We start from the raw sequence: 15,650 nt of genomic DNA, 5'->3' as shown, positions 1-15,650 counted from the left end.
GATATTCAGAAACCAGGCTGAAAACGGAGTCAGGAAATGCGACTTTATTCCGTAATTTTGTGTTCTCCCTGAAGAAAGAATAATTGTGAGCATGGATTACCTGAAACTCCTGAATGAGTCACAGCGAGCCGCTGTTTTAAATACCGAGGGCCCTTGTATGATCATCGCCGGTGCGGGCTCGGGCAAAACCCGGGTGCTTACCTACCGCATCGCGCATTTGCTGGAGAAAGGCGTGGACCCGTTCAACATCCTGTCCCTCACCTTTACCAACAAGGCCGCCAAAGAAATGCGCGGCCGGATTGAGAAAGTGGTGGGCCCCGAGGCCAAGAACCTCTGGATGGGAACCTTCCACTCCGTTTTCTCGCGCATCCTGCGGGCCGAGGCCCAGAAGATTGGGTACCCCAGCCACTTCACCATCTATGACTCCGATGACTCCAAGACCCTCATCCGGAACATAGTGAAGGAGATGAACCTGGACGATAAGCTCTACAAGCCCAACATGGTGCTGGGGCGTATCTCCGCGGCCAAAAACAAACTGATCTCCGTAGCCCAGTACCTCAGAGACCCGGCCATCCAAGCCGATGACGAGGCCGCGCTGCGCCCGAAAATAGGTCAGATCTTCAAAACCTACGCCGAACGCTGCTTCAAGGCCGGCGCCATGGACTTTGACGATTTGCTCTTCAACACCAACGTGCTCTTCCGGGACCACGTGGACGTGTTGAACAAATACCAGCACATCTTCAAGTACGTGATGGTGGATGAGTACCAGGATACAAACTACAGCCAGTATCTCATCACCCGCAAGCTTTCCGCCAAGGACCGCAACATCTGCGTGGTGGGTGACGATGCCCAGAGTATCTACGCCTTCCGCGGAGCGGATATCCAGAACATCCTCAACTTTGAGCGTGATTACCCAGAGTTGGAAGTGTTCAAACTGGAGCAGAACTACCGCTCTACCCAGCACATTGTGAAGGCGGCTAACTCAGTGATCAAGAACAACAAGGCGCAGTTGCGCAAGAGCGTGTTCTCTGAGAACGAGGAAGGCCAGCTGATAGACGTGATCAAAGCCAGCTCAGACAACGAGGAAGGCAAACTGGTGGCCCACGCCATCTTTGAGGAGAAGATGAACCAGCACCTCTCCTACGAAGACTTCGCCATTCTTTATAGAACCAACGCCCAGTCCCGGGCCATGGAAGAGGCCCTGCGCAAGATGAACATCAAGTACCGCATCGTGGGTGGTCTGTCGTTCTACCAGCGCAAGGAAATCAAGGATTTGATCTCGTACCTGCGTCTAGCCATCAACCACAATGATGAGCAGGCCCTGCGCCGCGTGATCAACTACCCTAAACGGGGTATTGGCGACACCACGGTGGAGAAACTGATTGTCACCGCGAACGAGACAAACCACAGCATCTGGGAAGTGGTGAGCCACGCAAACCAGTTGGTGGGTGGCCGCGCCGGCCAGGCTATTACTGATTTCGCCACCAAGATCAAGAGCTTCGCGGTCATTGCCCAGGATAAAGACGCCTTTGAGGCCGCTACCTACATTGCCAAGCACTCTGGGCTGGTAGATGACCTGTACGCCGATAAATCGGTGGAAGGATTGGCCCGCTACGAGAACATCCAGGAATTGCTCAACGCGATCAAGGAGTTCGTGGACGATCCGGAGAAAGAAGACAACTCACTGGCTTTGTTCCTGCAGGACATTGCCCTGCTCACCGACACTGATACCAAGAAAGAAGAGGAAGGCGAGTATGTAACCATGATGACCATCCACTCGGCCAAGGGTCTGGAGTTCCGCAACGTGTTCATCGTGGGTATGGAGGAGAACCTGTTCCCGAGCCAGATGATGTTGCAGTCCCGCGCTGATCTGGAGGAGGAACGCCGTCTGTTTTACGTGGCCATCACCCGCGCCGAGAAAAAGCTGACCCTCTCCTACGCTACCAGCCGCTACCAGTGGGGGAACCTGCGGGCCGCCGAGAAAAGCCGGTTCATTGACGAGATTGACCCAACGTTCCTCAACTTCAAGTTTGGCGATGAGCGCGGTCCGTTTGAGAAAGTACTGCAGCGCAAAACGCCGGCGGCCCAGCTGATTTCCCCAGCCAAAAAACCGGCCGCGGCCCCGTCTTACAACCCGCCCGCCGACTTCAAGCCCAGTGATACTTCCAACCTAACCGCCGGGATGCGCGTAGAGCACCCTAAATTCGGGTTTGGCACCGTCACCAAGATGGATACCCAGGGCAATTCTACCAAAGCCATCATTGAATTTGAAGGCGTGGGCGAGAAAACCCTGCTCCTGAGCTTTGCTAAGCTGCGCATACATGCGTAGTTGTTAATTATTCGTTTTTAGTTATTAGTCTTTGTAAGGTTATCATGGTGTTTTGGCTCTGTTTTCCAGAAAACAGAGCCAAAACACCATGATAACTGCTTCATTTACATAGCCTTTGAAACTACCCACTGCGGCCTTGCAAACACTAATCACGAATAACTAACAACGAACAACTAATTTTCCTAATTTTGACTTTGCAACACATTCCATTACATGGTAGCCAGTTCCACATTTAAACAAGAGCTATTGCTGCGGGAGTACGGCCGCAACGTGCAGAACATTGTTCAGTACATCCTCACGGTAGAAGACCGAGGCAAACGTACGCAGTTGGCACAATTGCTCGTGAACCTTATGGGTCGCCTGAACCCTAACGTAAAGGACATTCAGGATGCCCAGCAGACGCTCTGGAACCACCTCTACGTGATGTCTGACGGCAAGCTGGACGTGGACGCACCCTTTACCCTGAGCGCCATGGAATACCTCAATGACAAGCCGCAACGGGTAGATTACCCAGTGCAGAACCCCAGGTTCAAGCACTACGGCACCAACCTGGAGCGCCTCATTGACAAGGCCAAGCAAATCAGCGATCCGCAGGAGCGCGAGGCCGCCATCGTCTCCATCGGGAAATTAATGAAGGTGCTTTACCGCACCTATAACAAAGACAGCGTGACCGATGAGGTGATTTTGGAGAACCTCCGTGACCTGTCTAAAGGCGAACTGGATCTGGATCCTTCGCTCCTGGAAAAAGGAAATCTGTTTGAAAGTACCGTAAAGGCGCCGCAAGGCCCGGGTAACAACTACCAGAACAACAACCAGAAGTACAAGAACAACAACCAGAACAAGAATCAGAATCAGAACAGAAGTAAGAATAAATAAGAACGCATGGCTTCTTTTGAAGTAATAGGCGGCCGTACTCTACACGGCGAGATTATCCCACAGGGAGCAAAGAACGAGGCGTTGCAGATTCTGTGCGCTGTGCTTTTAACCGCTGAACCGGTTATTATCTCCAATATCCCCAACATCAGGGATGTAAACAAGCTGATTGAGCTTTTAAGGGACATGGGCGTTCAGGTGGAGCAGACTGCGCCAGACACCTATATCTTCACGGCCGCAGACGTTAACCTTGATTATCTTACCACCGACAAATTCATTGAGCAGGCCCGTGCCATCCGTGGATCGGTGATGATTTTAGGTCCGATGCTGGCCCGTTACGGCGTGGCCAAACTGCCTAAACCGGGCGGAGACAAAATCGGTCGTCGCAGACTGGACACGCACTTCCTGGCGTTTGAGAAACTGGGAGCCAAGTTCACCTATGATGCCAATGACAGCTTCTACCACCTGGAAGGCAAAAACCTGAAAGGCACGTACATGTTGCTGGACGAAGCCTCGGTGACCGGAACCGCCAACATCGTGATGGCCGCCGTTTTGGCAGAGGGTATCACAACCATCTATAACGCCGCCTGTGAGCCTTACCTGCAGCAGCTTTGCAAAATGCTGAACCGCATGGGTGCCAAGATCAGCGGCATCGGGTCTAACTTGCTCATCATTGAAGGCGTGGAGAAACTGGGTGGTACCGAGCACCGCATGCTCCCAGATATGATCGAGATCGGGTCTTTCATCGGCCTGGCCGGGATGACCGGTTCTGAGATCACCATCAAAGACGCGCAAATTCGTGAACTGGGCTTGATTCCGGATACCTTCCGCCGCCTGGGCATTAAGATGGAATTCCACGGGGATGATATCTACATCCCGGCGCAGGACCATTACGAGATTGATACCTACATTGACGGCAGCATTCTGACGGTTTCTGACCACACCTGGCCAGGTTTCACTCCAGATTTGCTCAGCATCGCACTGGTGGTGGCTACCCAAGCCAAAGGAACCGTGCTCATTCACCAGAAGATGTTTGAGAGCCGCCTGTTCTTCGTAGACAAACTCATTGACATGGGCGCCCAGATCATCCTCTGCGATCCGCACCGTGCCACCGTGATTGGCCATAACAGACAAGTAGCTCTACGCGGTATCTCTATGACTTCGCCTGATATCAGAGCCGGAGTGGCCCTGCTCATCGCCGCGCTTTCCGCCGAAGGCCGTAGCGTGATCCACAACATTGAGCAGATCGACCGCGGTTACCAAAACATTGACGGCCGTCTGAACGCCCTGGGCGCGCAAATCAACCGTATCTAGTTCTTAAGCGGAATTATCCGTTTTTAACCTATAAAGCAGAAAAGGAGCCTAAAACAGGTTCCTTTTCTGCTTTATGGGTTTTTTGGTTGTGGAGTTATTTGCTCAAGGATAGCTTGTAAAGCTCGTAAGCTGAATAACCCACCCCTACCCCTCCGAGGAGGGGAATCTACTTTGAGCAACTTATACTAAAAATAGGCGCCTTTCCAGATTGCAAAGATTGCAGTAATCACTTCCACATTATCCTATACTCACCTCCTGGGTGGAAGTAGGTTTAACTTTTGCCCCTTTCCAAAACCATATCTAATATATTTTAGCTCAATTTTTCTTATCCCTATTTTAGGCATATTACCTCCAAAACAGGCCTAAATTAGCCTTCTGCTTTCAAATTCACATGAATTCCAGCTGCCTAAAAATGGTTGGCAAACGCTTAAGTTCGTCTTTATATTGTCCTGTTTTTACGGGTTACCTTTTTGAAGCATAAAGGATTAAGGTGAAACCTAAGCCAATGAAGCCTATGAAAACCAACCTCTCTCTCTTCTCTCTTCCCTATTTAATTGCAGGTTCTGTGCTGTTCAGCGGGTGCGCCGCCAAAGAGTCAGCCTCTGTCATGGAGGATTCTGCGCAGCAGGCGACCACAGAAAGTACTCCGGTGACAGACAACGTAGCCAAAGACAAGGCAAAATCTAAAACCCAGGACCACGTGATCCGGCAGGCCGAAGTAAAGTTCCAGGTGCAGGACCTATCGGCCAGCACGCAGCGGGTGGAGGCTATGGTAGATGAAATGGATGCTACGCTCGCCAACACCACCCAACACCAGAGCGATGAGGCCAAAACGACGGAGTTCGTCATTCGGGTGAAACCCGAGAACTTTAAACCGCTATTGCGGCAGCTGCAGAAAGAGAGCGTGGTGATAGATGAGCGCACCATCACCACTGAGGATGTAGGCATGGAGTACGTGGATCTGGAAGCCCGTAAGAAAGCGAAGTTGGCGGTGGAGCAGCGGTTCATGGGCTTGTTGAAGGAAGCCAAAAACATAAAGCAGATCCTGGAGGTGGAGCGTGAGATACAGCTTGTGCGCGAAGAGATTGAAAGCACCGAGGCCCGCCTACGTTACCTGCAGAACCAGACTTCATACAGCACCATCAAGCTTGCCATGTACCAGGTGATTCCTGTGCCGGTAGCCGTGGAGCCCAGCTTTGTGACCAGACTTCTGGAGGCCATGAACACGGGCTGGCAACTATGGCTTTCGCTGATTGTGGGTTTGTTCTACATTTGGCCGGTTTGGTGCGTAGTGCTGGGCATTTTCATCTTCCTCCGGAAGCGGAATCTGGCCTAGCCGTTTAGGTCCTGTTTCTAGCAAAAGACCGCCAAAACATAAACTGGCGGTCTTTTAGTTTTACAATGTAGAACAGGCTAAATTTAACTTTTAGTAGATGCAACTATCTGCCCGGGTAAAGGGTCATCTTGCTGAATAACCTGATCTAAAACTTACAACGGCACTTACCTTAACCCCACCCTCCATGAACAAGACTTTACTGAAAACCTCTTTTCTGGCCATGGCAGGCTCCCTGCTGATGCTCACCAACGCCTGTGAGGGCCAAGACCCTAGCCCGGAAGACAATACGCCTAAAACCCGGCCACTTACGGTCCAGGAATCCAAAACCGTGGCTGGTTCCAACGAGTTCGCCTTTAAGTCCTTCGCGCAGATAAGCCAACTGGAGGATGGCAAAAACGTGTTCATCTCGCCTATAAGCTTGAGTATGGCCCTTACCATGACTTACAACGGCGCGGCCAACGGCACCAAAGAAGCCATGAAGCAAACCCTGGGCTTCGGGGATGCTTCAGACGAGGAGATCAACGGCTCCTTCAAGAGCCTGTCTGAATTGCTGGTGGGCATGGACAAGAAAGTGGAATTCAACGCGGCTAATTCTATCTGGCTGAACGACAAGTTTGAGGTGCTGGCCCCCTTTGTGAGTACAAACCAGAATTACTTCCAGGCCACCGTGAAGCCGCTGAACTTCTCCTCCCCATCGGCTAAAAACGAGATCAACAACTGGGTGAACGACAAGACCAAAGGCAAGATCAAAACCATTGTGGAGCAGGTAACGCCAGACCATATGCTTTTCCTCATCAACGCCATTTACTTCAAAGGCGCCTGGGCTTACCAGTTTGATAAGCAACTTACTGCCCCAAGGCTGTTTAAGTTAGAGAACGGCGCTACGGTGTCGCACCCGTTCATGACCCTCCGCAAAGGCAAGTACCTCATGTACCAGGATGCCTCTAAACAGGTCATTGACCTACCGTATGGCAACGGACAGTACAGCATGACCATGATTGTGCCCTCGGGCCAGCGCACGGTAAAGGACCTTATGCCCGAGTTGACCCAAGCTAATGTGACACATTGGTTAGCCAAGGCAGATACTTCTTCCCTGGAACTGAAAATGCCCAAATTCAAGCTGGAGCTGAAATATAGCGAAAACCTTGAGCAGGCTTTGAAAAACCTGGGCATGGCCGTGGCATTCAGCGACCAAGCCGATTTCAGCCGGATCAATGCCACCGGCAACCTCAGTATCTCCGAGGTGAACCACAAGACTTTTGTGGAAGTGAACGAAGAAGGCACCGAAGCCGCGGCGGCCACCTCGGTGGGGATTATGGTGACTTCGGTCCCGCTTTCTGTTATGATTGACAAACCGTTCGTGTTCCTTATCCGGGAAAAATCAACCAACGCCATCCTCTTCATCGGGAGACTCATGCAACCCCAGTAAGGCGCTTTGGCGAAAGCTAAAAATACAAACCCCGTTTAAAGGCCAATTTCCCGAAAATGGCCTTTAAACGGGGTTTGTATTTTTATAAGAGACTTACCAGTTAAAAGAAGCAAAGTCTAATCCGCAACTCACTCACTCACTCACTCACTCACTCACTCACTCACTCACTCACTCACTTCTTTCTCTCTGCGGCTGCCGCGGTAGAGTTCATATTTGAAGAGACGGCACTCAATGGGGCCGTTGTAGAGCGGGATGCGGCGGGATGGCTTTAACCCGATGTGCTTGGCGGCTTCCAGGTTACCGGTGAAGATGGCAGCGTCCCAATCCTGGAAGTTGGCTTTGAGGGTGTCGCCAATCATTTTGTAGAGGCCGTTGATCTCGCTTTCGTCACCAATCCGTTCGCCGTAGGGCGGGTTCATGACAATGATGCCTCTATCTGTTGGTTTCACCGCTTCCTTAAAATCTAATTCTTTGATGCGCACGAACTGGTCCAACTCAGCATACTCCAGGTTCTGGAAAGCGGCTTCCACAAAGTCGGGGTCCACGTCAGAGCCATAGATATCCACTTCCACCTCCAGGTCTTCTTTGGAGAGGGCATCCTGGTACACGCGTTTGTAGAGGTCGGCATCATAATCTGGCCAGCGCATGAAGCCGTAGTCGCGGCGGTACACGCCCGGCGCTATATTGTGGGCAATCATGGCCGCCTCGGCCAGAAACGTCCCGGAACCACACATGGGGTCATACAGCGGTGATCTTTTGTCCCATCCGCTCAACAGCAAAATGCCGGCGGCCAGTACCTCGTTCAGCGGGGCCACATTGGTCTGTTGGCGGTAACCCCGGCGGTGCAGTGAGTCGCCCGAGGAATCCAGGGCCAGGGACACGATGTTCTCGTGCATGTGCAGGTTGATCCGGACATCCGGGGTAGTCACATCAATGTTTGGACGCCGGCCGGTTTTCTCCCGGAATTGATCCACGATGGCATCTTTGGTCAGTTGAGACACATACAGCGAGTGCTCAAACGTGGAGCGCGATACCACCGCGTTGATGGCGAAGGTATCATTCAGGCTCATGTATCTGTCCCAGTCCAGTTCCCGCACCTTCAAATACAGCTCTTTCTCGTCACGGGCTTTGAACTGGGCAAAAGGCTTTAGAATTCTGATAGCAGTGCGGCAGCACAGGTTGGCCTGGTACATCAGGTATTGGTTTCCGCTGAAGGTTACCGCCCGCACGCCTGGTTTCACGTACTGCGCTCCCAGATCGCGGAGCTCCTGCGCCAGCACTTCTTCCAGACCCGCCAGGGTAGTTGCCGTCATATTGAAATTACCCGATGATTTTGCCTTGGCCATGTGCGGAGCGTTTAATGATGCTTCAAATTTAAGAGGCCGCAATTTCGGAAAAAAAGCAGGCATCACCGCAGCTTTTACCGCAAGGACTAACTCTATTTGACTTTTTAAATACAGTTAACCGTCTTCTGAGCCTGGCACGCGGAAAAAACATAAACTTTCGGGCTTGAGATGGTTTACCGCACAGAGATAATTCTTAATATTGATACTCGTGGAAAATTCTTCTAAACGTAGCTATGTCTAAAATAATGTCTTCGGCTTCTTCTCCTAGTCAGGTACAAGCCCCCCAAACAAACTATACCCGGGCCATGGCCATCATCGGGGCCCTGTTTTTTGTGTTCGGGTTTGTGACCTGGCTCAACTCCGTCCTGATTCCCTACCTCAAAATCGCCTGTGAACTCAACAACTTTGAGGCCTTCCTCGTAACGTTCGCGTTTTACATTGCCTATCTGGTGATGGGTGTCCCGGCCGCTTGGCTCCTGAAGAAAACCGGATTTAAGAAAGGAATGTCTGCTGGTTTGCTGATTATCGCCGTGGGCGCTTTGATCTTTATTCCGGCAGCTATGACTCGTACCTATGCATTGTTTCTATTAGGCCTGTTTGTGCAGGGAACTGGATTAACGGTGCTACAAGCAGCCGTGAACCCTTACGTTTCCATTATAGGCCCTCCTGAAAGTGCAGCTAAGCGCATCAGTTTCATGGGTATCTGCAACAAAATTGCAGGTTCAGCAGCTCCCTTTATTTTAGGTAGCATTTTATTGGTTGGCACCGATGAACTGGTGGCAAGTTTAGAAACCATGGATGCGGCCCAGAAAGCAGCAGGATTAGATGCCCTTGCTTCACGCGTGATATCTCCTTATCTGTTCATCATGGTTGCCCTCCTTTTACTGGCAGTGTTTACCTATTTTTCGGGATTGCCCGAAATAGACACTGAGCAGGAAAATGAGACGGTAGCCGCCGCCAACACTGGCAAGACCAGCGTGTTCCAATTTCCCCATTTGGTCATTGGCGTGATAAGTCTGTTCTTATATGTGGGTGTTGAAGTGATGGCTGGTGATACCGTGATCAATTATGCATCTAGCCAGGGTGTCCCGCTGGAAGAAGCCTCACGTTATACAACTTTCACTTTATGGGCCATGGTAATCGGGTACAGTATCGGTATCGGAGCAATTCCTAAGTACCTGAGCCAACAAAGGGCATTGCAAATCTGTGCTATTTTAGGGGTGATTTTTACCTTGATGGCTCTTTTCACTGAAGGTAGTGTTTCGGTGCTCAGCATTTCTTTGTTGGGTCTGGCCAACTCGTTGATGTGGCCGACCATCTTCCCACTGGCTATTGCTGATTTAGGCCGGTTCACTAAAATAGGTTCCTCACTCCTGATCATGGGTATTGCCGGGGGTGCCTTGCTTCCGCTGCTGTATGGTTTCCTGGTAGACGTGCTGAACCCGCAGAGCGCCTACTGGATGATGGTGCCGTGTTACCTGTTCATCTGGTATTTCGCCGCTATTGGTTATAAAATCAGAACCAGAAAAGTAAACCTTTGATTTAAGGCCGATTTTTAGAAATCAGCCTCAAACCAGGAAAGCCGCCCCTACCCGGGGTGGCTTTTTGTTTACAGCCCCTTAGAGTAATATTTTGTATAGTTGCGTACTTTTGCCCTTTCACTCCACTTGTCACCCATGAAAATTGAACGAAACGCCTCGCTGCAGCCTTACAACACCTTCGGAATTGATGCCAAAGCTACCCTGCTAGCCGAGTTCGCCTCGGTGGATGAACTGCGGGAACTCCTCCAGAATTCCGAAGTACAGGTGTTGCCCAAACTGATTCTGGGCGGCGGCAGCAACGTGCTTTTCACCCAGAATGTGGAAGCAGCCGTTCTCCTGAACCGCATCAAAGGCATTACCCAAACCCCGGAAGAAGACGGGAAACACGTGCTGGTGACCTCGGGTAGCGGTGAGACCTGGCATGAACTGGTGCTGTACACGCTGGAGCATGACCTGGGCGGAATTGAGAACCTGTCGCTGATACCTGGTACGGTGGGCGCCGCTCCGCTGCAGAACATTGGGGCCTATGGTGTGGAGTTGAAAGACACCTTTGTTTCTCTGGAGGCACTGGAGATGGCTACTGGCAACGTGTTGACGTTCAACAAGGAGCAATGCGGTTTTGGGTACCGCGAGAGTGTGTTCAAGAAAGAAGCCAAAGGCCAGTACATTGTCACCTCAGTTACCCTCCGCCTCACGAAAGAGCATACCTTCAACACCTCCTATGGTGCCATCCAGGACACGCTGGCGCAGCAGCAGATGAAGGAACTAAGTCTGAGAGCCATTAGCGAGGCCGTATGCCATATCAGAAGAAGCAAGCTGCCAGATCCGGCCCAGATAGGGAACGCAGGCTCCTTCTTCAAAAACCCCGAGATTGCCCTTTCCATGTTTGAGATGCTGAAAGCGCAGTATCCCGGCATCCCGGGTTACCCAGTGAGCCCCGAGATCATGAAGGTACCGGCTGGTTGGCTCATTGAACAGTGCGGCTGGAAAGGCAAGGTGCTGGGCAAACACGGCGTGCACAAAGACCAGGCGCTGGTGCTGGTGAATTACGGCGGCGCTGCTGGTAATGACGTGAAGGACCTGGCCTACGAGATCATCCAATCGGTGCAGGATAAATTCGGCATCACGCTCACGCCCGAGGTGAACATTATCTAAGGGCTATCTGCCGGCACGCATGACCACCGCAGACTTCCAGGAGTTCTTGACCGAAGGCAAACCCAACAGTAAAGGTCGTGCCGATGAGGTTGCCCAAATCATCCTGCAGAACGGCGAAGAAACCCTGGCTGCTCTATGGCCCTGCCTGTACCACTCTGAATATGGTGTGCGGGCCCGGGCGGCACATGTGGTGGAAGCCGTCGCGAAAAAGCAACCCGGGTGGTTCAAGCCCTACCAAGAAGAAATCCTTGAGCGATTGGCCCTACCTGACCTGGACCCCGCTTTCAACTTTTTCATCCCTTCCTTACTGGGTCTGCTGCCCTGGTCTGATGAGGCCGTGCCCACCGTCGTGGATCGGCTGCAATACTGGCTCTTGCACCTGGACCACCAGTTTGTGAAAGTGTTCTGCCTCCAGTCCCTCACCGACATTGCCCGCCAGCAGCCCTGGTTGAGGCAGGAGGTGGAGGAATTGGTGCACCACCACATGGCCAAAGGCGGCAAAGCCATTAACGCCAGAGGCCGGATGCTCCTGAAAATCCTGGCAAAACTATAAGACTTTGTATCCTGAAATAAAAAAGGGCCTGCGTTTTTGCAGGCCCTTTTTGTATGCACTTGATTTGAGGCTATTTTCTGGAAAACAGCCTTAAAACGATCTTACTTCAGCACGATGATGGAAACCCCGTCCCCACCGCGTTCTATGTGTTCATCGGCGACGCTGGCTACTTCGCGCAGGGTGCGCACATAATCCCGGATGATCTGCTTGAGAATACCGTTGCCGCGGCCGTGGATGATCTTCACCTCGGGCATGCCCAGCATGATAGCATCGTCCATGAAGTTCATGACGGTGGTAAGGGCTTCCTCGGCGCGTTGGCCGCGAACGTCAAGCGTGTACTGGAAATCGGCCATGCGTTGGGTCACATCTAGTCCTTTGGAAGGGGCAGTGGCCGTGGCCAGTTCCTTCTCCTTCTTGGCTTTCTCGCGGACCACGTTCGGGTCAGGGCGCTCCAGTTTCTCCAGCTTCACAATGGTTTTCAGTCCGCCGAAGCTCACTTCCGCGGTCTTCCCTTTGATGGCCAACAGTTCACCCACGGAGTCCTGCCCGATCAACGCCACGCGCTCGCCTGGCTGCAGAGGTCCAGTCGGTACCGATCCGTTCCGTTTGAAGACCGGCTTCGGCTCGGGCGTGAGGGTCTCCTTGAACGTCTCCAGTTGCTGACGGGCCGCTTTGGTCTGTTCCTTGTCGGCCTGGCTGCGTCTGATCTGCTCAATGGTGCTCTCGATTTGCTGGTTCGCGTCTTTCAGGAGCAGCTTGGCCTGGCCTTTGGCGGTCCGGATGATATCCTGCTTGCTTTCCTCCAGGTGCTGCTTGAGGGCGGTGTATTCCTCTACCTGTTTCTGCAGTTTGCGCTCGTGTTTGGCCACGGCCGCGTTTTTGCGTTCCAGGTCAGTTTTCTCCTGCTCCAGTTGCTCCAGCAATTTGTCGTAGCGAATTTTCTCCTTCCCTACCAGCGTGCCGGCTTTGTCAATGATGTTCTTCGGCAAGCCGATCTTGCGGGCGATTTCCAGGGCAAAAGAAGAACCCGGTTTGCCTATCTCCAGTTGGTAAAGCGGCTGCAATTCGGCGGGATTGTAGCGCATGGCGCCGTTCACGATGCCAGGGTTCTTCTCCGCGAAGTTCTTCAGGTTGGTGTAGTGGGTGGTGATCACGCCAAACACTTTCTGCTGGTGCAGTTGCCCCAACACCGCCTCGGCAATAGCCCCGCCCAACGCTGGCTCCGTCCCGGTACCGAACTCGTCGATTAAGACCAGGGATTTTTTATCTGCCAGCAGCACAAACTGCTTCATGTTCTGCAGGTGAGAGCTATAGGTACTCAGGTCGTTCTCAATGGATTGCTCATCGCCCATGTCCAGGAAGATATCCCCGAAAAGACCAGCCTCAGAACCCTCGTCCACCGGAATCAACAGACCGCACTGCAGCATGTACTGCAACAAACCAGCGGTTTTCATGGCCACCGATTTACCCCCGGCGTTAGGTCCGGAGATCAGCAGGATGCGCTGTTCCTGGTCCAGGTCCAGCGACAAAGGCACAGCTTTCTTGCCTTGCGCCTGCAAGGTAAGGTGCAGAATGGGATGACGCGCGTTCTTCCACTTCATCACCGGGCGCTTGTGTAACTCCGGCATAATGGCACCCAGCTTGTTTGCAACTACTGATTTAGCTCGGATGAAGTCCAGCAAGGCCAGGAACTGATACGCCTTACGCAACGCCGGTAAATGGTGACGCACCTGATTGGTAACGGCCGTCAACAGCCTGATCAGCTCGCGGTGGTAGGCGTTTTCCAGGTCTTTGATGTCGTTGTTCAGCTCAAACACGCTCTCGGGCTCCAGGTACACGGTCTGCCCCGTGGCCGATTCATCATGGATGAGGCCTTTGATGCGGCGCTTGTACTCGGCAATCACGGGAATCACCAAACGACCACCCCGAATAGTAGGCTCGGCATCGCCGGGCGTCCAGCCTTCGTTTTTGGCGTGGCGCAGGATACTACTGATGTTCTTGCGGAGCTGAGTTTGCTGCCCAATCAGGTCCCGTTTCACGCGCTGCAGTTCCGGCGAGGCATCGTCTTTCACGTTGCCGTTATCGTCTACCAGTTTCTCCAACGCAGCCACTAGAGACCGATCTACTTCCACCCCAATGGTAAGGGCTTTCAGAGCCGGGTACTCGCCTTCCTCAGACTCCACGAAGAAGCCCAAAGCCTGACGGATGGCTCGCAAGGACATTTTCACCTCAAACACGCCGCGCACCTCCAGGAAAGCTCCTTCCAAGGCGGCGCGGTTCAAGTGCTCGGTAACGTCAAAATAATAGCTGGAGGGGAAATCCTCGCCGGAGCGCAGGATGTTGGCAAACTCGTGGGTTTGCTGCAACAAACGCTGAACCAGGTCAAAGCGGTCCAGGAAAGAAACCCGTTCCACGAATTTCCGCCCCAATGGGCTTAAACAGGCATCAGACAGCATCTCTCTGATTTGGGTGAAGCCTATCTTCTGTTCAAAATTTGATGGATATATCAAGTCTTTGTTTTTTCTAGTTTTATTTTCGTTCCAAGCCCGATTCTGCAAAAATAGCTTAAATACGGGATTGGTCAGGATTATAGAACATAGTCTAAGCATTCTATGTTCCGCGTGGGTATAAAGATTTACAAGAGGGGAGTTTACTTAACATATTTTTACAACCAAAGACACAAGTAGTACTTTGCCCTTGATTCTTCATTGGGCATTGTGCTTGTTGGTGATAACACCAACAAGGGCGAACGGAGGTGTATTGCTTTCTCTCCAATGACGCAGATGATTCTATTTTATAGAGATCCTCCCTCCCCCTCTTTGTCATCCTGAAAGGATCTTGTGAGCGGACTGTTGAAGCAGTGGCTCCAAGCCTTTCTAGTTCGCCCACAAGATCTTTCCAAGATGACAAATGGAGAAAAAAGCAAACCTCAAAACTTCTCCTCTATCCCTAACCCGAATAAGGCGTAGTCATACTTTACCGGATCTGTGGGGTCAAACTGGCGGAGGTTCTGGGTGAGTTCCTCGGCCATGGCCCAGTCTGATTGGGTGCGTTGGATCAAACCCAAACGGCGGGAGACGCGCTGCACGTGCACATCGCAGGGACAAACCAGGTCTGCGGGCGACATGCGCTGCCATATCCCAAAATCAACGCCCTGGTCATCCTGCCGCACCATCCACCGCAGGTACATGTTGATGCGTTTACAGGCCGATTTTTTAGCGGGTGTGCTAATGTGCTTGCGGGTGCGGTGCGGGGCCTCAGTTAAGGAGAACACCAGGTCGTAGAAGTGCTCCAAACGAGCTTTCTGAGAGTGAATCGGCGTTTCGCCATTACCCAGAAAGGCTTTCTCCAGGCTGTCGTGCTGCTCATAGAACCAGCGGAAGAAATACACCAGGTACAGCAGATCAGTGTCATTGAAGGTGCGGTGCTTGAAACCAAGGAGGTTCTTCAGGTCCTCGTCCTGGTGCTGGGTGATGAACTGGTAAGGGGCGTTATCCATGCGCTGCAACAGTTCCCGGCATTTATTTATAATGGTTTTGCGCTGACCCCAAGCCAGAATGGATGCAAAGAACCCAGCGATCTCAATGTCCTGCTTCTGGGTGAACAGGTGCGGAATAGAAACCGGATCATGCGGGATGAAGTCTGGGGTGTTGTATTTCCGGTAGCGGTCTTCCAGCAGGTTTTCCAGTTGCGCGAACGAGTAGGACATTGAATTAATTAGGAATGGGGAATTAAGAATTAAGTATCAGGGACAGGCCCCGAGAAAGATCTACA

General features: G+C 52.1%; 11 protein-coding genes. 8 read left to right on the top strand and 3 right to left on the bottom strand.

The features are described 5' to 3' along the window. Positions 1 to 91 precede the first annotated feature (91 nt). The 5 genes from J3P35_RS09845 (at position 92) to J3P35_RS09825 (ending at position 7,281) form a co-directional block, all read left to right on the top strand. Positions 92 to 2,329: an ATP-dependent helicase gene (locus J3P35_RS09845; RefSeq protein WP_210464439.1), complete on the top strand. Its 2,238-nt coding sequence runs from the start codon at positions 92 to 94 to the stop codon at positions 2,327 to 2,329. A 213-nt stretch (positions 2,330 to 2,542) separates the two neighbouring features. Next, positions 2,543 to 3,205 (top strand): DUF4290 domain-containing protein, encoded by a 663-nt coding sequence (locus J3P35_RS09840; protein ID WP_210464438.1) that lies wholly within the window; start codon positions 2,543 to 2,545, stop codon positions 3,203 to 3,205. A 6-nt stretch (positions 3,206 to 3,211) separates the two neighbouring features. Further along, positions 3,212 to 4,516 carry a UDP-N-acetylglucosamine 1-carboxyvinyltransferase gene (gene murA, locus J3P35_RS09835; RefSeq protein ID WP_210464437.1) on the top strand — a complete coding sequence of 435 codons (1,305 nt, stop codon included), beginning with the start codon at positions 3,212 to 3,214 and terminating at the stop codon, positions 4,514 to 4,516. Between the two features lie 514 nt (positions 4,517 to 5,030). Next, positions 5,031 to 5,852, top strand: a complete 822-nt coding sequence (locus J3P35_RS09830; RefSeq protein WP_210464436.1) for a DUF4349 domain-containing protein — start codon at positions 5,031 to 5,033, stop codon at positions 5,850 to 5,852. A gap of 184 nt (positions 5,853 to 6,036) precedes the next feature. Continuing rightward, complete coding sequence (locus J3P35_RS09825) at positions 6,037 to 7,281, top strand: serpin family protein (RefSeq protein WP_210464435.1); 1,245 nt, start codon at positions 6,037 to 6,039, stop codon at positions 7,279 to 7,281. A gap of 164 nt (positions 7,282 to 7,445) precedes the next feature. Here J3P35_RS09825 and J3P35_RS09820 read toward each other — a convergent pair whose 3' ends face one another. After that, complete coding sequence (locus J3P35_RS09820; RefSeq protein WP_210464433.1) at positions 7,446 to 8,627, bottom strand: THUMP domain-containing class I SAM-dependent RNA methyltransferase; 1,182 nt, start codon at positions 8,625 to 8,627, stop codon at positions 7,446 to 7,448. Between the two features lie 233 nt (positions 8,628 to 8,860). Here J3P35_RS09820 and J3P35_RS09815 point away from each other — a divergent pair, with 233 nt between their 5' ends. The 3 genes from J3P35_RS09815 to J3P35_RS09805 all read left to right on the top strand — a co-directional run bounded on the left by J3P35_RS09815 (position 8,861) and on the right by J3P35_RS09805 (position 11,876). Beyond that, on the top strand, positions 8,861 to 10,168 hold the full coding sequence (locus J3P35_RS09815) for a sugar MFS transporter (protein ID WP_210464431.1): 1,308 nt from the start codon (positions 8,861 to 8,863) through the stop codon (positions 10,166 to 10,168). Positions 10,169 to 10,303: 135 nt separating this feature from the next. Further along, entirely contained in the window at positions 10,304 to 11,323 is a 1,020-nt protein-coding gene (gene murB / locus J3P35_RS09810) for a UDP-N-acetylmuramate dehydrogenase (protein WP_210464429.1), read from the top strand. A gap of 19 nt (positions 11,324 to 11,342) precedes the next feature. Continuing rightward, entirely contained in the window at positions 11,343 to 11,876 is a 534-nt protein-coding gene (locus J3P35_RS09805; RefSeq protein ID WP_210464427.1) for a hypothetical protein, read from the top strand. Between the two features lie 101 nt (positions 11,877 to 11,977). On the opposite strand, the gene J3P35_RS09800 is transcribed toward J3P35_RS09805, so the two are convergent. Then, positions 11,978 to 14,386 carry an endonuclease MutS2 gene (locus tag J3P35_RS09800; RefSeq protein ID WP_210464424.1) on the bottom strand — a complete coding sequence of 803 codons (2,409 nt, stop codon included), beginning with the start codon at positions 14,384 to 14,386 and terminating at the stop codon, positions 11,978 to 11,980. Positions 14,387 to 14,805: 419 nt separating this feature from the next. After that, a complete protein-coding gene (locus J3P35_RS09795; RefSeq protein WP_210464422.1) occupies positions 14,806 to 15,585 on the bottom strand; it encodes a TIGR02757 family protein in 780 nt (259 codons plus the stop codon). Positions 15,586 to 15,650: the final 65 nt, after the last annotated feature.

The sequence above is a fragment of the Rufibacter roseolus genome (genome assembly GCF_017916365.1).
GTDB lineage: Bacteria > Bacteroidota > Bacteroidia > Cytophagales > Hymenobacteraceae > Nibribacter > Nibribacter roseolus.
The sequence above is the reverse complement of the archived record's forward strand: the minus strand, read 5'-3'. Positions and strand labels throughout refer to the sequence as shown.

Coding starts and splice junctions, on each gene's coding strand:
- J3P35_RS09845 (WP_210464439.1), top strand. CDS start 92: ATGGATTACCTGAAACTCCTGAATGAGTCACAGCGAGCCGCTGTTTTA.
- J3P35_RS09840 (WP_210464438.1), top strand. CDS start 2,543: ATGGTAGCCAGTTCCACATTTAAACAAGAGCTATTGCTGCGGGAGTAC.
- murA (WP_210464437.1), top strand. CDS start 3,212: ATGGCTTCTTTTGAAGTAATAGGCGGCCGTACTCTACACGGCGAGATT.
- J3P35_RS09830 (WP_210464436.1), top strand. CDS start 5,031: ATGAAAACCAACCTCTCTCTCTTCTCTCTTCCCTATTTAATTGCAGGT.
- J3P35_RS09825 (WP_210464435.1), top strand. CDS start 6,037: ATGAACAAGACTTTACTGAAAACCTCTTTTCTGGCCATGGCAGGCTCC.
- J3P35_RS09820 (WP_210464433.1), bottom strand. CDS start 8,627: ATGGCCAAGGCAAAATCATCGGGTAATTTCAATATGACGGCAACTACC.
- J3P35_RS09815 (WP_210464431.1), top strand. CDS start 8,861: ATGTCTAAAATAATGTCTTCGGCTTCTTCTCCTAGTCAGGTACAAGCC.
- murB (WP_210464429.1), top strand. CDS start 10,304: ATGAAAATTGAACGAAACGCCTCGCTGCAGCCTTACAACACCTTCGGA.
- J3P35_RS09805 (WP_210464427.1), top strand. CDS start 11,343: ATGACCACCGCAGACTTCCAGGAGTTCTTGACCGAAGGCAAACCCAAC.
- J3P35_RS09795 (WP_210464422.1), bottom strand. CDS start 15,585: ATGTCCTACTCGTTCGCGCAACTGGAAAACCTGCTGGAAGACCGCTAC.